Source organism: Streptomyces sp. NPDC012510 (assembly GCF_042955065.1).
Lineage (GTDB): Bacteria > Actinomycetota > Actinomycetes > Streptomycetales > Streptomycetaceae > Streptomyces.
Genome location: NZ_JBIBEN010000007.1, coordinates 54,140 through 72,035, shown reverse-complemented (window position 1 = coordinate 72,035; position 17,896 = coordinate 54,140). Strand labels below are relative to the sequence as shown.

Below are 17,896 nucleotides of genomic sequence, written 5' to 3'. Positions count from 1 at the left end.
CACCGTGGTCACCTCTTGAGCCACTTCACCTCGTACGCGCCCATGTCGAACCTCTCGCCGTCGATGTCCGCGCTGATCCCGCGGTCGAGCGTGTTGACCACCAGCACGGCCTTGTCATCGGCCAGCACCCGGACATTGGGTTTGTCGTCGGCCGCCACGGACACCGTCTCGTACCTCGTCCCCGGCGGGAACTCCTCGTTGAAACGGGCCAGCAGTTCGTACATGGGCAGCGCCTCACCGCCGTCGCGCGTGTCCGTCGGGGTCCACAGGCACCCGGGGCACTTCCCGCTCTTCTCCTCCGGGTTCCAGTAGAACCCGGAGGTCGCCCCACCCCGGGCCATGGCCATCAGCCCGGAGGCCTGCACGGCGGCGCGACGGTTCTCGGACCAGCCGTGGCGGTTGTCGTCACCGTCGGCGGGCTCGACGTAGTACTCGGCCCACCACAGCGGCAGACCGTCGGAGCGCTCCCGCACCCACTCGCTCACGGCGGTGAACTTGTCGGTCGCCGCGAACTCGTCGGGCAGCATCTCGTCGTCCCTGGTGTAGCTGGACCCGTCCACCACCACGAAATCCGCGCCGGCCTTGTTCTCGTTCCAGTAGTCGAAGGCGTCGAGGATCCGCTGGTCCATGGCGCCCCACGGCCCCTTCAACGACGTGGACGCGTCCTGCCTCTGCCGTGGATCGAGGCTGTCCATGACCAGGTACGGCCCGCCGACCATGATGTCCTCGTCGACCTTCTTCAGAGCCGCGTGGACGAGGTTGTACAGCTCGGTGTACCCCTCGTAGTCCCAGCGGGCCTCCGCGTCGTTCCAGAAGCCCTTGAACTCGTTCCAGACGATGAAGTGCCGTACGTCGGGGTACCGCTTGGCGACGGTCGCGGCGAGCGCGGCGTAGTCCGCGAAGTGCTCCGGCTCGGGCGCGGTCTCCAGCGAGGCCTGACTCCAGTTCGTGTTGTCCGCGCCGGCCTCGCCGCCTTTCATCCAGTCCGGCGCGCAGCACAGGGTGATGACGGGCGTGCCACCGGTGGCGCGGACGAAGTCGACGCGCCGGTCCATCTCCTCGAAGTCGTAACGCCCCTCGACGGGCTCGGGGTTGGAGGCGCCCCAGCCCATGATGTGCTGGATCTGCGGCAGGGGCTGTTCCCCGAGGCGTTTCTGGACGCGCTCGACGGCGGACGCGCTGCCCTCGTCGGCGCTGAACTGGGTGTGGGTGAAGCCCCAGCCCACGTCGGGGCCGATGTCCCCGGGCGGGGTGGCGGGTGTGCCGTGCACCTTGTCGCCGTCGGGCGAGGTGCCGGCGGTGCTGCCGCCGTTCCCGGGAAGCGTGGTGAGCAGGGTCACGACCAGGGCGAGCACGGCCGCCCCCACCCCGAGAAGGGCGGTGAGCCGCCACCGCTGTTCCCCCGAATTCCACCCATGACATCCCATCATGGGCAACAGTAACCGCGCGGGACGGTGGTAGGGGAGCTTCCGCCGGTGAACTCCTGCGCGATCGGACGAGGTGTGTGCACGGGGGCGCGGAACCCGGCGTGCGCAACCGGCGCACCACGGTCGGATCAGGGGCGGACACACCCGGCGCACTGCGGAAAGCGGGTGCACGGAGAGCCCTCGGTGACGGATCATGGCGGCATGTCTGCCAACCCACACGACGCACTGCCGATCCGGCTCAACGTCGACGACAGCGACTCCCCGTCCGATGTCGTCGACGCGCTGTTCCTCGGCCGTTTCGCGACGGGCGAGCAGCCGTACGCGCACGCGGCGAACATCGACCGGGTGCGCTCCGGGGCCACCTTGCTGCCACCGGGCGCCCGGGTGCTGCGCGCCGCGCGGGACGACGACCGCAGCGCGACCCTCGCCGAGGGCGACGGCTGGACGGTGCTGGTCTCCCGCTGGAACCGGGGCGCGGACGTCACGGTGACCGCGACCACCGCCGAGCTGGCGGAGAAGGTGCTCGGCCAGGCGACCGACGGCGCGGCCGACGAGCCCGAGCCGCAGCCGGAGAACGTGACGATGGGCTTCTGGTACGTCTCGCCGCGCCGGGGCCCGCACCGTACGACCCGGCAGATCTCGGCGGGCACCTGGGAAGAGGTGCGCCCGAACTACACGGCGCCGGTGGCGGACGCGATGGACCGCCTGATGAAGACGACCCCGGAGGACATCGCGGGCCGCCTCCTGCTGCTGCACGGTCCGCCCGGCACGGGCAAGACCTCCGCGCTGCGCACGCTGGCCCGTTCCTGGCGGGACTGGTGCCAGGTGGACTGCGTCCTGGACCCCGAGCGGCTCTTCTCGGACGTCGGCTATCTGATGGACATCGCGATCGGTGAGGAGGACTCCTCCGGCAAGGGCCGCTGGCGGCTGCTGCTCCTGGAGGACTGCGACGAGCTGATCCGGGGCGAGGCCAAGCACACGGCGGGCCAGGCGCTGTCCCGGCTGCTGAACCTGACGGACGGCCTTCTCGGCCAGGGCCGCAACGTCCTGGTGGGCGTCACCACCAACGAGGACCTGGAGCGCCTCCACCCGGCCGTGGTCCGACCCGGCCGGTGTCTCGCCCGGATCGAGGTGGGCGCCCTGACCCGCGCGGAGGCGGTGAACTGGCTGGGCACGGACGAGGGCGTGGGCCGCGAGGGCGCGACCCTGGCGGAGCTGTACGCCCTGCGTCGCGGCACGTCACCCACCTCGCTCCCCGAGCCCCGGGGCGGAACGGACGCGGGCCTGTATCTGTAAGGCGCACCCCGGAGTGCTTTGATGGATGTATGACCCTGTTCGTCGGAACGTCGGGGTGGCAGTACAAGGACTGGCGGGGCGCCCTCTATCCGGAGGGCTGCCCCACCCGGCTCTGGCTGGAGGAGTACGCGGCGCGCTTCGCCACGGTGGAGATCAACAACGCGTTCTACCGGCTGCCCGCGCGGGAGACCTTCGAGGCGTGGCGGGCGCGGGTGCCGGAGGACTTCGTGGTCGCGGTGAAGGCGAGCCGGTACCTGACCCACATCAAGCGGCTACGGGACCCCGAGGAGCCGGTGAGCCGCCTGATGAGCCATGCGGAGGGCCTCGGTGACCGCCTGGGGCCGGTCCTGCTGCAGCTCCCGCCGACGCTCCGGGCCGACGCGGAGCTGTTGGACACCTGCCTCGGCTGCTTCCCCTCCCGCACCCGCGTCGCGGTCGAGCCCCGCCACGACTCCTGGTGGACCGCTGAGATCCGTGAGGTCCTGGAGTCCCACGAGGCGGCCCTGTGCTGGGCCGACACCCACTCCCGCCCGGCGACCCCGCTCTGGCGCACCACCGACTGGGGCTACCTCCGCCTCCACCAGGGGCGAGCCCGTCCCTGGCCCCACTACGGCGCCCGAGCCCTGACCACCTGGAGCCACCGCCTCGCCGAGACCTGGCCCACCACCGCCGACCTCTACGTCTACTTCAACAACGACCCGCACGCGGCGGCCGTGCGGGACGCGATGGCATTCGCACGGGCGGCGAGACAGGCCGGCCTGAGCCCGACGCGCACGCCGGACCACCTGGCACGGGCCTAGCCATCGAACGCGACTCCAGCCGGCACGCACTCGGTCGCCTGACGCCCACTCCAACCAGCACGCACTCGGTCGCCTGACGCCCACTCCAACCAGCACGCACTCGGTCGCCTGACGCCCACTCCAACCAGCACACGATCGGTCGCCTGACGCCCACTCCAACCAGCACGCACGCGGTCGCCGGCCACCCGGGAGGGCCTGGCCTGGCCCGACCCGCTCGCGCTGCTGCTGCTCCCGGCGCTCGCCCCTTCTCCGCCGTGACGGCACTCAGCCACGGCGGCACGTCCCGGGGCGGTGCCGGACCGCTGCGAACCCCCGGCGGAACGCTCTACTCCGCGTACGCCGCCCGCAGGGCATCCCGGGCCGCGGCCAGGGCATCCGCCTCGCTCAGCCCCAGTCGGCGTACCCGCTCCGCGTACGCCCCCGCGGCTGACGCCGCCTCACGCTCCGCGGCCGAGCCGGCGGCAGCGACGAACGTTCCGTTGCGCCCCCGCGTCTCGATCACCCCGTCGGTCTCCAGCGCGCGGTACGCCTTGGCGACGGTGTTGGCGGCCAGCCTCAGCTCCTCGGCGAGCCCCCGTACCGTGGGCAACCGGTACCCCACGGGGAGCGCCCCGGACCGGGCCTGTTCCGAGATCTGGGCGCGCACCTGCTCGTAGGGCGCCGCCCCCTCTTCGATGCGAATCTTCAAGGTCACGCGGCGATTGTCCCGTACCCGCGGGAAATTCGGAGGCAGCCGGCCGTGCGCCCCGCGTAGCGTGCGCTCACATGACACCGATCGTGCGCGACCTCCGTGCCGCCGACCCCGTGGACGCCGAGGCCTTCGCCGAGGTGAGACGACGGGCCCTGCCCTTCATGGTCAGCACCGCCGAGTCCCTGCTCCATGACGCCACGCACGCGACTCCCGATGCCCACTACCGGCAGCTCGTCGCCGAGGCCGACGGCGAGGTGATCGGCACTGTGCAGATGGGCATCGCCGACGACAGCCCCGTACCTGGCCAGGGCTACCTGAACGTGTACGTGCACCCGGAGCACCTGGGCCGGGGCGCCGGAACCCTGCTGGTGCGCACCGCCGAGGAACGGCTGACGGCGGTGGGGGCGAAGCGGCTGCTCTCCTGGGTGCTGGACACCCCGGAGAACCGCGCGTTCGCCGAGCGGCGCGGCTACACACCCAGCCGCTCCGCGCACTTCCTCCGCCTGGACCTGGCGCACGGCACCCTCCCTCCGCCTCGGACCCCGCCGGAGGGCGTCGAGCTGCGCACCGCCGCCGACTTCGCCGACGACCCGCGTCCCCTGTTCGCCCTGGACGCAGAGGCATCGGCGGACGAACCCGGCGACCTCGACGCGTTGTTCGACGACTACGAGCTGTGGCTCGCGGAGACCTACCACCACCCGCTGCTGGACCACGGACTGAGCACGGTCGCCGTCGTGGACGGCACACCCGTCGCGTTCACCGCGGCCCGCACGGACGGCCGGGACCGCTACTTCACCGGTATGACGGGCACCGCCCGCGCCTTCCGCGGCCAGGGTCTGGCCAAACTCACCAAGAACGACTCCCTGCACCGCGCCCGGGCCGCCGGCTACCGGGAGGCTTTCACCGGCAACGACAGCGACAACGGGCCGATGCTCGCGGTCAACAAGTGGTTCGGGTACGAAGTGTGTGCGACGGAGGTGCGTCATGTCCGCGAACTCGGGTGACTCCCACGAGGAGTTGGACGTCGTCCTGCTCAAGGCGGGCCGTACGAAGATCCGTTACCCCGCACGGCTGCTGAGCGACGACGGCACCCGGATCTCCGTCCACGCCTCCTGGGCGAGCCCGGGCGTACGGGACTTCGGGTTCGCGCGATTCGGGCCCGGCGATGTCTTCACCGAGTACTACTGGCGCGACCGGTGGTACGCCGTGAAGGAGGTCCGTGACGCGCGGGGCGGGCTGAAGGGCTGGTACTGCGACGTCACCCGCCCGGCCACCTTCGCCGACGGACAGCTCGTCGTGGAGGACCTCGATCTGGACCTGTGGCGCTCCGCCGACGGCAGGACCGTACTGCGGTTGGACGAGGACGAGTTCGAGGAGAGCGGCCTCAGGGAGAGTGACCCGGAGGCCGCGGCGGCCGCCGTGGCAGCCCTCGACGAACTGGAGGTGTTCGCCACCTCCGAGGGCGGCCTGGAGACACTGCTGGCGTAGACGGTCGCCGCGCACGGGGAGTCGCCGCCGGCGTGCCGGTCACCGACGGGCCAGTACCGCGTACCGCTCGTCCTCGACCTCCTTCCCCCACAGCGGGGAGTTGTCCCCCAGCCACTCCACCACCGCGTCGGACACCAGCGGCGCGACCAGCTCGTACAGCCGGTCGGCAGGTATGCCGACCGGGCTGATCGTGCCCCAGACGCCCTCGACCAGCACGAGCCGGCCGCCGGGCCGGAGGAGGCCGCACCAGCGGCGCAGCACTCGCCCGGGGTCGGGCAGGGCCCACAGGACATGGCGGACGAGGACCACGTCGAACCGCTCCTCCCCCACGGGCGGAGCCGACGCGTCCCCGACCAGGAACACCGCGGGGCGTCCGGCGGCTTTGCCTCGGGCGAGGGCGACCATGGCCGGAGAGGCGTCGATCCCTGTCACCCGGTGTCCCTGTTCGGCCGCGAGCAGTGACAGGCTGCCCGTGCCGCAGCCGAGGTCCAGTACATCCGAGGCATGGGGTGGCAGCCAGTCCCGCAACCGGGCCGCCCAGGCCTCCCGGACGACGGGATCACGCAGGCCGTGATCGGGTTCGTCGTCGAACGTGGCGGCTTCCGCGTCCCAGTCGACGGCCGCCGAGGGGTCGTTCGCCGCCGGGTTCCCGGCTGTTCGAGGGGCTCGGGAGGTTTCACCGTCGTCGATGTTGGTCATGCCGCCAGAGTGACACCTGCCACTGACAGTCCTGATGGTGACAGCCGCCACTGACAGAGCACGAACGATGAGGAACGCTCCCGGAACAGGTCTATCTCCGTGAAATCGCGGAACACGGTAGACGCAAGGAGGCAGCCATGCGCCGTACGACCGTGCAGAAGCCCCTGAGGAAGTCCCCGTCCCGCCGAGTGCGGGACGAGGCCGAGGAACGCCCCGTCGAGCGTCGGGAAGTGCGGAAGGACATCGCGCGCACCTGGTGGCCGGACGGCTGAGCGCCCCGCGGCTCCGGCCGCCCGACGCCCCCGGCGCGCGGACGCGCACGGGGGCTCAGTCACCGCCCGGGCTGTGGAAGGGTGCGGTGCAGCAGGTCCAGCAGAGCGACCCAGTGCCGTTCCGTCGCCTCGGCGTCGTAGGAGGCGGTGTCGGCCTGGGTGTAGCCGTGGGCCGCGCCCGTGTAGACCTCGGTGCGGTGGCGGACGCCCGCCTCGGTGAGGGCCTTGTCCAGCCGGTCGATCTGCTCCGAGGGCAGGGACGGGTCCTGGTCCGCGTGGCCGAGGTACACCTCGCCGGTGATCCGGGCCGCCGCGAGATGCGCGCTGTCGGGGTCGTCGGTCGCCAGACGGCCGCCGTGGAATCCGGCCGCCGCGGCGACCTGCTCCGGGAAGGCCCCGGCGGTGAGCAGCGCCAGCCGGGCGCCCATGCAGTAGCCGGTGATCCCCACGGGCCCGTCGGCGGCCCGCGGGCTCTCGGCCAGCCACCTCAGGTACGCCCCCGCGTCCCGGAGCGCGAGCTCCGGCGTGAGCGTCAGCACGACCGGCAGGATCCGGTCCCACAGCTCGGGACGTGCTCCCGGGTCGATGAACTCGGGCAGATCGAACACCGGGGCCCGTCCCGAACGGTGGAAGAGATTGGGTACGAGGACCGTGTATCCGGCACGGGCCAGCCGGTCGGCCATGGCCCTCAGATGCGGTCGCAGTCCGAACGCGTCCATGTAGAACAGTACCGCCGGATGTGAGGCGTCGTCGTCGGGATGGACGAGATAGGCGTCGGCCGTACCGTCCTCGGTGACGATGTCCACAGATGTTCCACGCACGGCGGTCATGGCCGCTCCTCTTCGCCTCGACTGACGTTCCAACTGGCGCGAAACCGGATTGTTCCGCACCCGGGTAAGAAACGGATCACCGGCCCGCACGGGAACCCGCTTCCGCGTTCCCTCGGGGCCGGCTTGCCGATCGCCCTCCGGCGCCCGGGCCCCACCCGGAGCCGTCCAGGACCGCGTCGAAGAGCACCCCATGCCCGCCGCCGTGCGACGACCGGCGGCCGTACTCGCACGTGTCAGCCGACGACCGAGAGACAGGTCGTCGGTGTGGCATGGGCGGGGTCGAGGGCGTTGGCGACCTCGTGGAACGCGATGCGGTCGAGGAGGCCGATCGCCGCGTGCTCGGAGAGGTCGAGCGCGCAGAGGTCCTGGATGAGGATGTTGCGGACGTTCGGCCCGTCGAGGAACTGGGTCCGGTACGGCGTGACCACCTCGTCGTACTTGGTGGCGAGGACCGTGTAGGCGACACCGGGCACGGTGTCGCCGCCGGCGTTGAGCCTGGTCATGAAGGCGGACCCGGCCACCTGGTCGGCGAGGGCGGGGGTGGCGCTGGACAACAGGTCGCCGGCGCCGGGGAAATACTCCAGGAGCCCGGTGAGCCCGTTCAGCGTGGTGCCGTGGTTGGAGGGCGCGATACCGACGAGGGCGTTCACCTCGGCGGCTCCGCCGAGGAACTTGAGGTAGTAGCGGGGCATCATGCCGCCCTGCGAGTGACCGACGAGGTCGGCCTCGGCGGCGCCGGTCGCGGCGAGCACCTTGTCGACGAAGGCGTCGAGCTGCTCCGCCGACTTGTCGATGGGGCCGAGTCCGTGGAAGAACGCGACGCCGGGGAGTTGCCCGTAGTCGAGGGAGTAGACGCAGTAGCCGCGGTTAACGAGATACGGCGCGAGGCCGAGCCAGTTGTCGACGGAGTTCGCGAACGTTCCGTGGACGAGGACGACGGGTCGGGGGTGGGCGCTGGAGGGTTCGCAGGAGTAGTCGTTCCAGCCACGGCTGGGTGCGGCGGCCGTGTCGGCGGCTTCGGCGGCGGTGACGGGGAAGACGGTCGCAGCGGCGGCCAGGCACAGGGCGGCCAACGGTCTGAGCAGGCGCTTCCAGGGCAGCATCGAGTGATCTCCTTGCGGCTCAAGGGACATGCGACGACGTTCGCCCTGTGATCCGGATCACGAGGATGCTGTTCTTCTCCGCCAAGTTACGAGCGAGTAGCAAAAGTGGGAAGTTACGCGACAGTAAAAACTTCAAGTGACGGTCGCGACACTGACATGTGACGCCGAACCGTCACCAGGTGGGCCGAACGGGACCGTTGGGCGCGATCCGCAGCAACCCGTCTCGCAACGCCCGCACTTCACCCTCCCCGCCGAGCACCTCCACCCACGCCTCGACCACCTCGGCCGCCGCCCCCTCCGCCGCCCGCGCACAGGCCCAGCCCCGTTCGGTCAGCACGATCAGCCGGGCACGGGCGTCCTGGGGATGCGGTCGCCGCTCGACGTACCCCTTGCGCACAAGCTCGTCGACCAGCTGGCTGGCCGCCTGCTTGGTCACCCCGAGATGGACGGCAAGATCGGTGACCGTCGCACCGTCCGGGGCAAGCCGGGTGAACGCGAACCCGTACGAGGGCCGCACCTCGAAGCCGCGGGCGGCGACCCCTTCGTCGATACGGCGCGTCAGATCACCGGCGGCGGCAAGGAGGGCGGCGGTCAGAGCCATGGCTTCGGAGTTCTGCACGCCTGCATTGAAACACCTTGACGGATCAGTCAAGTAGCTTGACCATATAGGTCAAGTAGCTTGACTATCTACCGACAGACATCCGACTTGCACCCGAAGACTTCGACAGGTCGCAGAAGGTTCCCGGAGGCCCACATGCCCATAGTTCGTCCGTCCGAGGCCGTGGTACACGAGATCCACGGTGCCCGTTTCGTCTCGTACGCCACTCCTCTCACCGGCAGCACGGAACTGGCCGCCTGGCGGGGCGAGATCCCCGCGGGGACCAAGGCGCCCGCGCACACGGTCAGCAAGGAGGAGATCCTTCATCTGCTCGTCGGTGAACTGCTGGTCACCCTCGACGGCCGCACCGACCGCGTCACCGCGGGCGACACCCTGATCATCAACGCCGGCGCGACCCTCGCCGTCGAGAACCCGACGTCGGAGACCGCCGTCACCTGGGTCACCACCTCCCTCGGCCTGGAGGCCGAGCTGGCCGATGGCACATGGATCGTGCCGCCGTGGGCGAACTGATGCCCCGAATGAGTCACGCCGCCAGCGTCCCCGGTATCACCGCGTGCGGGCCGAACTTCGCGCGGACCCGGTCGGCGACCTCCTCGATGCGGCGGACTTTCTCGTCGACGGGGTCGAAGGCGAGCTGGTGGGAGGCCTGGTCGGCGGGGGTCAGGCCTTCGGCGCGCAGGGCGATCGCGCGGACGCGGGCGCGCTGGAGGCCGAGGGCGTCGTACATGGCGTAGGCCACCGAGGTCAGCGCCGGGGAGTGGGCGGTCGGCTCCTTGAGGGTGCGGGTGCGGGTCGTCGAGGACCGGTCGGCGTAGCGGACGGTGAGGGTCAGGGTGCGGCAGACCTTCTCCAGGGCGCGCAGCCGTGAGCCCAGCTCCTCGGCGCCGGCGAGCAGGGCGCGGCGGTGCCGGTCCGGGTTCAACTCGTCCTGGGGGAAGGGTTGTTCGCTGGCCAGCGAGCGGGCGACGGCGTTCGGTACGACCCGGCCCCGGTCGACGCCGTTCGCCTTCTCGTGCAGGTCGCGGCCGGTCCGCGCGCCGACCAGGCGCTGCAGCGTGGACAGGGGCGCGCAGGCGACCCCGCCGAGGGTTTCGAGGCCGTACTCGCACAGGGTGCGGGCGGTCGCGGTGCCGACGCCGGGCAGCGCGGCTACGGGCAGTTCGGCGAGGAAGTCCACGACGAGGTCCTCGGGCACCGCGCACGGCGCCCCGGGCGCCGCCGCCCCCAGCGCCAGCCGCGCCGTCAGCGGTCCGGGACCGGCGCCGATCAGACAGTCGACGCCGTACAGCGCGAGGGCACGGACCCGGATCAATCGGGCCAGTTCCTCGGCGTCCCGGCCGAAGTACCGTTCGGCGCCCCGGAGATCGGCCAGCGCCCCGTCCGGTGGCAGCGCCTCCACGACCGGGGTGAAGTCCTCGACCAGGCCGAGGAGACCGGGCAGGGCGGCCTCGTACCCCGACGGCAGCTGGAAACGTACGCAGAAGATCGTCATCCCGCACTCCCTGGACTCTGGTGCCACAACTTCCGTATCCGAGAAGGACCTTGTGAGGGCTCTTCGCCCGCGGGCCGCAGATCGGCCCATGGATGCATCCGGTAACCGGTGGACATGCGGATACGGCGGTCGGTGTCGCCGCGTCCAGGGGCGCCACCGGCGTCCGCGGGCGCCGCCCCGTCCGTCGAGGCCCCGGTGTCCACGGGGGCCATGGGCGCCGCCAGCCGGGGCGCCACCGCGTCGAGGCCGCCCTCGCGCCGTAGCTCCACCAGCTCGGCGAGGTTCCAGGCGGCCGCGCCCACCACGCTGAGGCTGCGCGGGCCGCGCCGCTGCACCACTCCGCGCACCAGCAGCAGCCAGGAGTGGAAGACGGTGTGGGCGCAGGTGTCGTGGGAGTCGTCGAAGAAGGCGAGGTCGACCAGGCCGGTGCCGTCGTCGAGGGTGGTGAAGACGACCCGCTTGCCGGAGCGGATCGGCGGGGTCTGGGTCGCCGCCTTGGCGCCCGCGACCAGCACCGTCTCTCCGTGCCGCGCCGTGCGCAGCCGCCGCGCCGGCACCACGCCCAGCTCGTCGAGGAACGCCCGGTGGTCGTCCATCAGATTGCGTGAGACGTCCATCGACAGCACACCCAGCTCGGCGCTGAGCCGCTCCGCCGAGGAGAGGTCGGGCAGCCCGGCCGACGCGGTCCTCCGTCCGCCCGCGAGCGGCAACTGGCCGCCGCCCGCGCCCCGGGCGCCCCGGTGCAGCTCGGTCAAGTGCAGTTGCAGATCACGCCGGTTCGCGCCGAACGCGTCCAACGCGCCGATCTGGGCCAGCCTCTGAGCGAGCGGGCGGCTGGGCCGCGCCCGCTCCCAGAAGTCCAGCAGCGAGGCGTACGGCTGCCCGTCCGCGATCCGCGTCGCCTCGGCCTCGCTGATGCCGTGCACATCGGAGAGGGCCAGCCGCAGCCCCCAGGCCTTGCCTCCCCTCGCCCCTTCCGGCCCCGGCCCCTCCGATCCCCGTTCCTCCGATCCCCGTACCTCCGATCCCGGCCCCGGTCCCGGCCCCTCCGATCCCGGTTCTTCCAGCCTCTCCGACTCCCCCGATTCAGACACCAGTTCGATACGGTGGGCGACCGCCGACCGGTTCACATCCACCGGCAGGACCGGCACCCCGCGCCGCCGCGCGTCCGCCAGCAGCAGCCGCTTCGGGTACATCCCGGGGTCGTGCGTGAGCAATCCCGCATAGAACGCCGCCGGGTGATGCGTCTTCAGCCAAGCCGACTGGTAGGTCGGCACCGCGAAGGCGACCGCGTGTGCCTTGCAGAACCCGTACGACCCGAAGGCCTCGACGATCTCCCAGGTCCGGGCGATCGTCTCGGCGTCGTACCCCTTGGCGGCCGCGTGCTGTGCGAACCAGACCCGGATCCGCCCCTGCGACTCGGGGTCGGAGAGTCCGCGCCGCACCCGGTCCGCCTCGTCCCGGCCGCAGCCGGTCATGATGTCGACGATGTGGATGATCTGCTCATGGAAGACGACGACCCCGTACGTCTCGTTCAACGGCGCCTCCAGGTCCGGGTGCGGGTAGCGGACCGGTGCCCGCCCGTGCCGGGCCGCGATGAACGGCCGCACCATGTCGGCGGCGACCGGACCGGGCCGGAACAGGGAGATGTCCACCACCAGGTCGTGGAAGGCGGCCGGCTGGAGCCGCCCCACCAGGTCCCGCTGACCCGGCGACTCGATCTGGAAGCAGCCCAGGGTCTCGGTGGAACGGATGAGCCGATACGTCGCCGGGTCGCCGGGGCCGCGTTCGAAGTCGAGCGCGTCCAGGTCGACCCGCTTCCCCGTCGCCCGTTCCACCTCCGCCACCGCGTGGGCCATCGCCGACTGCATCCGCACGCCCAGCACATCGAGCTTGAGCAGCCCGAGGTCCTCGACGTCGTCCTTGTCGAACTGGGACATGGGCAGCCCCTCGCCGCTGGTCGGCATCACCGGCGTACGGGCGAGGAGGGAGGAGTCGGAGAGGAGCACTCCGCAGGGGTGCATGGCGACTCCGCGAGGGAGTGCGTCGAGCGCCTCGACCAGCTCCCACAGGCGGCCGTACCGCTCCTTCTCCCCCGCCAGCTTCCTCAGTTCCGGGAGTTCTTCGAGCGCCGCGCGCGCGTCACGGGCCCGGATGTGCGGGAAGGACTTGGCGATCCGGTCGATGTCGGCGGGGTCCAGGGAGAGCGCCGCGCCCACGTCACGGACGGCGTGGCGGACGCGGTAGGTCTCCGGCATGGCGACGGTCGCGACCCGTTCCGTGCCGAACCGGTCGATGATCGCGCGGTAGACCTCCAGGCGACGCGCGGACTCCACGTCGATGTCGATGTCGGGCAGCACGGTCCGCCGTTTGGACAGGAACCGCTCCATCAGCAGGCCGTGTTCGACGGGGTCGGCGTGGGCGATACCGAGGAGGTGATTGACGAGGGAGCCGGCGCCGGAGCCGCGCGCCGCGACCCGGATGCCCATCTTCCGTACGTCGTCGACGACCTGGGCGACCGTCAGGAAGTAGGAGGCGAAGCCGTGGTACGCGATGACGTCCAGCTCCTGGTGCATACGGTCCCAGTACGCGCGCCGGGGATCGTAGCCGAGCCGCACCATTCCGGCCGCCGCCCGTGAGGCCAGCACCCGCTGGGCGGTACGACGGCCCGCGCCGACGAGATGCGCCTCGGGGAAGTGGACGGTGCCGAGCCCGAGGTCGTCCTCCGGGTCCACCAGGCACTCGGCGGCTGCGGCCCGGGTCTGCTCCAGCAGGCGGTAGGCGGTGTCACGGCGGTAGCCGGCGGCCTCGACGACCCGCTCGGCGACGGCCAGCATGGCGCCCGCACCCTTGAGCCAGGCCTCGCCGGAGTCCAGCTCGCCCCGGGGGTCGACGGGGACGAGCCGCCGCGCCGCGTCCAGGACGTCGGCGACCGGGCCCATGCCAGGGTCGGCGTACCGGACCGCGTTGCTGAGCACCGGCCGTATCCGCTGCTCGGCGGCGAAGCCGACGGTACGGGCGGCCAGCCGGAGGGAGCCGGGGCCGGTGCCCGTGCGGCCGTGCCACACCGCCTCCAGCCGCAGGGCGTCACCGTACGTCTCCCGCCAGGGCACGAGAAGCTTCGCGGCGCGGTCGGGGCGCCCGGCGACCAGCGCGCGCCCCACGTCGGAGGTGGGACCGAGGAGCACGGTCAGGCCCTCGGCGGCACACTCCTTCCAGGGCAGCAGAGGTGGCCCCTCGCTGGCCGTATGCGCCGACGAAACGATTCTGCAGAGCTCGGCCCAGCCTTTTGCGCCCTCCCGGGCGAGGAACGCCACTCGAGGGGTCGACTCGTCGACGAAGGCGCCACCGCGCACCGGAGCGCGCCGCCGCGCCGTCCGCCGCACGGCGGGCGCGGGGGCCTCCACCGCCAGCTCCACCCCGAACAGCGGACGGATCCCCGCGCTCGCGCAGGCCTTGGCGAACCGGACGGAGCCCGCGAGGGTGTCCCGGTCGGTGAGCGCGAGGGCGTCCATGCCCCGTTCGGAGGCACGCTCGGCCAGCCGCTCCGGGTGCGAGGCGCCGTAGCGCAGGGAGAACCCGGAGGCGGTGTGCAGATGCGCGAATCCCGACAACCCGCACCTCCCGCACTCGATCACCCATTCGGCTCGAACATCAGTTCACAGCCTCCTCGCCTCCACCATAGACCACTTTTCGAACTTCTGTACGATGACCATTCGGCCCCGCCCCACCTGCGCAAACGTCACCCGCCCCGGACCGTGGGCGCGGGCGTCCGGGTGGCCCGCTCGATCGCGCAATTCGAGGGCGACGACATCACCGGCCTCCTGCTGGGGGCTCTCGGCCTGGGCAACGGCAGGGGCCGCCATCACCGTGGTGATGGCGGCCCTGAGGAAGAACCCGGAGCACCGGCTTTCGCGAACGTGGGCATGGCCCCCGCGAGACGCGAACCTCACCCCCGCGAGACATGCACCTCAGCGGCTTCGGCTCCGGGCTCCGGGCTCCGGCTCTGCGGACCTCAGCCGATCTGCGTGCCGGTCGCCGACAGCGCCTCGGCGACGGGCTGGAAGAAGGTCTCGCCGCCCGAGGAGCAGTCTCCGCTGCCGCCGGAGGTGAGGCCGATGGCCTTGTCCCCCGAGAAGAGCGAGCCGCCACTGTCACCGGGTTCGGCGCAGACGTCGGTCTGGACGAGGCCGTTGACGATGTCGCCGTTGCCGTAGTTCACGGTGGCGTCGAGGCCGGTCACGGTGCCGCTGTGGACCTGGGTGGTCGAGCCGCTGCGGGTGACCTTCATACCGACGGTCGCCTCCGCGGCCCCGCTGATGGCCTGGGTGGAGCCGTTGTAGAGGTTGACCTCGCTGGGGTGGTCGACCTCCGCGGTGTACTTGACCAGGCCGTAGTCGTCACCCGGGAAGCTGGAGGCCGCGTTCTCACCGATGACCTGGCCGCCGGCCGACCAGGTGGAGATGCCCTCGGTGCAGTGACCGGCCGTCAGGAAGAACGGCTCGCCGCCCTTGACCACGTTGAAGCCGAGGGAGCAACGGCCACTGCCTCCGGTGATGGCGTCGCCGCCCGCCACGAACGGCTTGTACTCACCCTTGGTGCGCTTGAGTTCGGCCTTGGCACCGAGGCCGTCCACGACCTTCGTGAGTCTCGCCAGCTCGGCCTTGGAGACGGTGCGGTCGGCCGTGACGACAACCTTGTTGGTCGTCGGGTCGGTGGCCCAGGCGGTACCCGGGATGGTCGCGTCCTCCTTGAGGGTCGACCGGGCGCTCTTCAACTCGGCGAGGGAGTTCTCGACGATACGGGCCTCGGCGCCGGCCGCCTCGACGGTCTCGGCGGCGGCCTCGTCGAGCACGTTCACGACGAGGAGCTTGCTCTTCGCGTCGTAGTACGTTCCCGCCGCGTCGGTGCCGAGGTCACCGCTGAGCGTCGAGGCGAGTTTTCCGGCCGCCGCGATGGAGAGCGCCTTCGGCTCGGGGGTCGGCACGGTCTCACTCGCGTTCGCAGTCTGGAAGGTGACTCCCGCTGCGACCAGCGCGGCGATGCCCGCACCCGTCACGACGACACGGCGCCTGGATATACGTCGGTGCTTCAACTTACGTCCTCCTGTGGGGGTTGGCGAAGAGGGTTGTGGGGACCCCCTTCGACCGGAAGCCGTACGGGCAAGGAGGCGACGGACGAAAAAAACGCCGCGTCCATGCCAACTGTGCGGCGCCAACTATTCCTAGGCGCACAGGGGGCACACAAGGTCGACTTCAGGCCGAGCCCACAACCAGGGCGCACGCCCCCTATGTCATTACCGTCCGGTAACGCCCCACCGGTATTCGCACTGCAAACACAGGAAGCAACAGCCCCCTACGCAACGGGTGAGGTCTAGTCCTGTCTGAAACTCGCCCTGCCCGGACCCGAATCCAGACGGTCCGCAGGGGGCGGGAGTTGCTCCTGCATCGGATTGCGGGTCCCCACCACCGACTACGAAGCCCCTGACGACCGCCCGAAGACCCCGACCGCCGACAGCGGAGTCGCCGGGGCGCGGATCACCGGCCCCCTCGAACGCCGCCCGAACGAGAGCGAGCCCCCGCACATGGTGTGCGGGGGCTCGCCTGCTGCTGACTGCTGCCGACTGCTGTTGCCTGCTGCCGACGGCTGCCGGGCGGGGTCGGCGCCGGGGGGAAGTGCGCCGGTCCCGTTCGGCCTGTTCGGTTCTAGTAGACCGAGACGCCGTAAGCGCTCAGGGCCTCGGTGACCGGCTGGAAGAAGGTCGTGCCGCCGGAGCTGCAGTTGCCACTGCCGCCGGAGGTGAGACCGTACGCCACACCGTTGCTGCCGTAGAGCGGGCCGCCGGAGTCGCCTGGCTCGGCGCAGACCGTGGTCTGGATCATGCCGTAGACGACATCGCCGCCACCGTAGTTGACGGTCGCGTTGAGGGCGGTCACACGTCCGGTGCGGGTACCGGTGGTGGAACCGCTGCGGATGACATTGGTGCCCACGCTCGGTGTGGCGGCCCTGGTGATGTCCACGCTGCCGGCGGTGCCGTCCTTGGCGATGGACGTGTTGCTGTAGCGCACGATGCCGTAGTCGTTGGTCGGGAAGCTCGATCCGGTGGTCGGACCGAGGACCGTGGTGCGGCCGGAGTTGGAGTACCAGGTGCCCGCGCCGTCGGTGCAGTGACCGGCGGTCAGGAAGTAGTACGTGTTCCCACTGCGGACGTTGAAGCCGAGCGAGCAGCGCCAGCTGGTGGCATAGATGGCGTCGCCGCCCTTGAGGAGCTTGTTGAACTTGCCCGGGGTCCGCTTGATCGTCAGCGCGTCGGCGTTCTCGCCCGCCGCTTCCCTGATCTTCGCGAGCTCGGCCTGGGAAACAGTGCTGTCGATGGTGACCACGACCCGGTCGGTCGCCGGGTCGATCGCCCAGGCGGTGCCCGGGACATCGGCCTTGAGCACCGAGGAGCTCGCGCTCTTCAGCTCGGCGGCGCTGAACGTCTGGGTGTCTGCCGCGCTGGCGGTGGGGACTGTCACGGCGGCTGCGGCCATGAGTCCGGTGGCCACGGCGGTCAGCCGGGTCCGTCTCGTTATGCCGCTGCGGGGGGTGGTGCGCTTGATCCTCACTGTTCGTTCCCTCCAAAGGGAAGTCGGGGGCCCGCGTGGGGTCGGGGCCCGTGAGGCGCAGATCAGGGCATCGGTCCGTATTCCGAACACGCCGTGCCCCTGACAAGGCGCTGGGGGGAAGTATTCGGCCGTACCGCCGACCCACGCAAGAGTGCCTTTCAGCCTCTCGGATCCCAACCGGCGCGCCCTCCACGACAGTTGATCTCACCAGGCCATATGTGCGGGTTCCATGTGCATCCTGAGCGCCCCTCAAGGAGACCGGCGAACGAGCCGTCGGCGCAGACCGCGAGGCCCGCGAGCACCGACCACCATCATCATCGGCCGCACCGTCACGCACCGCCCGGGAGACCCGCCCGGAGTACCCCACTCCCCCACCCGGCGGTGTCCGGAACCCATATGCCGCACTCTCCCCACCATGCCCGCGGACGAGCGGGGGCCGCCGGCGCCCTGAAACCCCGGGCCCTCCAGTGCCTTTGAGGCAGCCCGACACCCCAGGCCACCTGCCCGAGCCGTGGCGTCGTTCTGCCGGAACGCCGGGCCACCCGTGCGCGGCCGGGTGAAAGCCCCCGGC

Annotated in this window: 16 protein-coding genes; 6 read left to right on the top strand and 10 right to left on the bottom strand. The window is 71.2% G+C overall.

The window, feature by feature from the left end; genetic code table 11:
• Positions 1–8 precede the first annotated feature (8 nt).
• Positions 9–1,427 (bottom strand): xylan 1,4-beta-xylosidase, encoded by a 1,419-nt coding sequence (locus ACFY9I_RS15160; RefSeq protein WP_391002107.1) that lies wholly within the window; start codon positions 1,425–1,427, stop codon positions 9–11.
• Positions 1,428–1,628: 201 nt separating this feature from the next.
• Here ACFY9I_RS15160 and ACFY9I_RS15155 point away from each other — a divergent pair, with 201 nt between their 5' ends.
• Both ACFY9I_RS15155 and ACFY9I_RS15150 read left to right on the top strand, forming a co-directional pair.
• Positions 1,629–2,723, top strand: a complete 1,095-nt coding sequence (locus ACFY9I_RS15155; protein WP_391001627.1) for a DUF5925 domain-containing protein — start codon at positions 1,629–1,631, stop codon at positions 2,721–2,723.
• Positions 2,724–2,752: 29 nt separating this feature from the next.
• Positions 2,753–3,523 (top strand): DUF72 domain-containing protein, encoded by a 771-nt coding sequence (locus ACFY9I_RS15150; RefSeq protein WP_391001625.1) that lies wholly within the window; start codon positions 2,753–2,755, stop codon positions 3,521–3,523.
• Positions 3,524–3,848: 325 nt separating this feature from the next.
• Here the strand turns inward: ACFY9I_RS15150 and ACFY9I_RS15145 are convergent, their stop codons facing one another.
• The gene (locus tag ACFY9I_RS15145; RefSeq protein WP_391001623.1) at positions 3,849–4,217 is read right to left on the bottom strand and encodes a GntR family transcriptional regulator; all 369 of its coding nucleotides are present in this window, start codon (positions 4,215–4,217) and stop codon (positions 3,849–3,851) included.
• A gap of 71 nt (positions 4,218–4,288) precedes the next feature.
• Between ACFY9I_RS15145 and ACFY9I_RS15140 the strand changes: the two genes are divergently transcribed.
• Positions 4,289–5,218, top strand: coding sequence for a GNAT family N-acetyltransferase (locus ACFY9I_RS15140; RefSeq protein WP_391001621.1), 930 nt, complete (start codon positions 4,289–4,291; stop codon positions 5,216–5,218).
• Positions 5,199–5,702: a DUF402 domain-containing protein gene (locus ACFY9I_RS15135; protein WP_391001619.1), complete on the top strand. Its 504-nt coding sequence runs from the start codon at positions 5,199–5,201 to the stop codon at positions 5,700–5,702. Before ACFY9I_RS15140 ends, ACFY9I_RS15135 begins: the two co-directional genes overlap by 20 nt.
• A 39-nt stretch (positions 5,703–5,741) precedes the next feature.
• Here the strand turns inward: ACFY9I_RS15135 and ACFY9I_RS15130 are convergent, their stop codons facing one another.
• Positions 5,742–6,401, bottom strand: coding sequence for a methyltransferase domain-containing protein (locus tag ACFY9I_RS15130; RefSeq protein WP_391001617.1), 660 nt, complete (start codon positions 6,399–6,401; stop codon positions 5,742–5,744).
• 137 nt (positions 6,402–6,538) lie between these two features.
• Here ACFY9I_RS15130 and ACFY9I_RS15125 point away from each other — a divergent pair, with 137 nt between their 5' ends.
• The gene (locus ACFY9I_RS15125) at positions 6,539–6,673 is read left to right on the top strand and encodes a hypothetical protein (RefSeq protein WP_391001615.1); all 135 of its coding nucleotides are present in this window, start codon (positions 6,539–6,541) and stop codon (positions 6,671–6,673) included.
• A gap of 59 nt (positions 6,674–6,732) precedes the next feature.
• Here the strand turns inward: ACFY9I_RS15125 and ACFY9I_RS15120 are convergent, their stop codons facing one another.
• The 3 genes from ACFY9I_RS15120 to ACFY9I_RS15110 all read right to left on the bottom strand — a co-directional run bounded on the left by ACFY9I_RS15120 (position 6,733) and on the right by ACFY9I_RS15110 (position 9,225).
• The gene (locus tag ACFY9I_RS15120; RefSeq protein WP_391001614.1) at positions 6,733–7,503 is read right to left on the bottom strand and encodes a dienelactone hydrolase family protein; all 771 of its coding nucleotides are present in this window, start codon (positions 7,501–7,503) and stop codon (positions 6,733–6,735) included.
• A 233-nt stretch (positions 7,504–7,736) separates the two neighbouring features.
• Complete coding sequence (locus ACFY9I_RS15115; protein WP_391001612.1) at positions 7,737–8,606, bottom strand: alpha/beta fold hydrolase; 870 nt, start codon at positions 8,604–8,606, stop codon at positions 7,737–7,739.
• A gap of 172 nt (positions 8,607–8,778) precedes the next feature.
• A complete protein-coding gene (locus ACFY9I_RS15110) occupies positions 8,779–9,225 on the bottom strand; it encodes a MarR family transcriptional regulator (RefSeq protein ID WP_391001610.1) in 447 nt (148 codons plus the stop codon).
• Between the two features lie 135 nt (positions 9,226–9,360).
• Between ACFY9I_RS15110 and ACFY9I_RS15105 the strand changes: the two genes are divergently transcribed.
• On the top strand, positions 9,361–9,735 hold the full coding sequence (locus ACFY9I_RS15105) for a cupin domain-containing protein (RefSeq protein WP_391001606.1): 375 nt from the start codon (positions 9,361–9,363) through the stop codon (positions 9,733–9,735).
• Positions 9,736–9,748: 13 nt separating this feature from the next.
• On the opposite strand, the gene ACFY9I_RS15100 is transcribed toward ACFY9I_RS15105, so the two are convergent.
• From ACFY9I_RS15100 to ACFY9I_RS15085, 4 genes are all read right to left on the bottom strand, one after another.
• Positions 9,749–10,717, bottom strand: a complete 969-nt coding sequence (locus ACFY9I_RS15100) for a hypothetical protein (RefSeq protein WP_391001604.1) — start codon at positions 10,715–10,717, stop codon at positions 9,749–9,751.
• On the bottom strand, positions 10,714–14,331 hold the full coding sequence (locus ACFY9I_RS15095) for a DNA polymerase III subunit alpha (protein WP_391001602.1): 3,618 nt from the start codon (positions 14,329–14,331) through the stop codon (positions 10,714–10,716). The genes ACFY9I_RS15100 and ACFY9I_RS15095 overlap by 4 nt, the downstream gene beginning before the upstream one ends.
• Positions 14,332–14,732: 401 nt before the next feature.
• Complete coding sequence (locus ACFY9I_RS15090; RefSeq protein WP_391001600.1) at positions 14,733–15,812, bottom strand: alpha-lytic protease prodomain-containing protein; 1,080 nt, start codon at positions 15,810–15,812, stop codon at positions 14,733–14,735.
• Between the two features lie 610 nt (positions 15,813–16,422).
• Positions 16,423–17,325 (bottom strand): trypsin-like serine protease, encoded by a 903-nt coding sequence (locus ACFY9I_RS15085; protein WP_391001598.1) that lies wholly within the window; start codon positions 17,323–17,325, stop codon positions 16,423–16,425.
• Positions 17,326–17,896 lie beyond the last annotated feature (571 nt).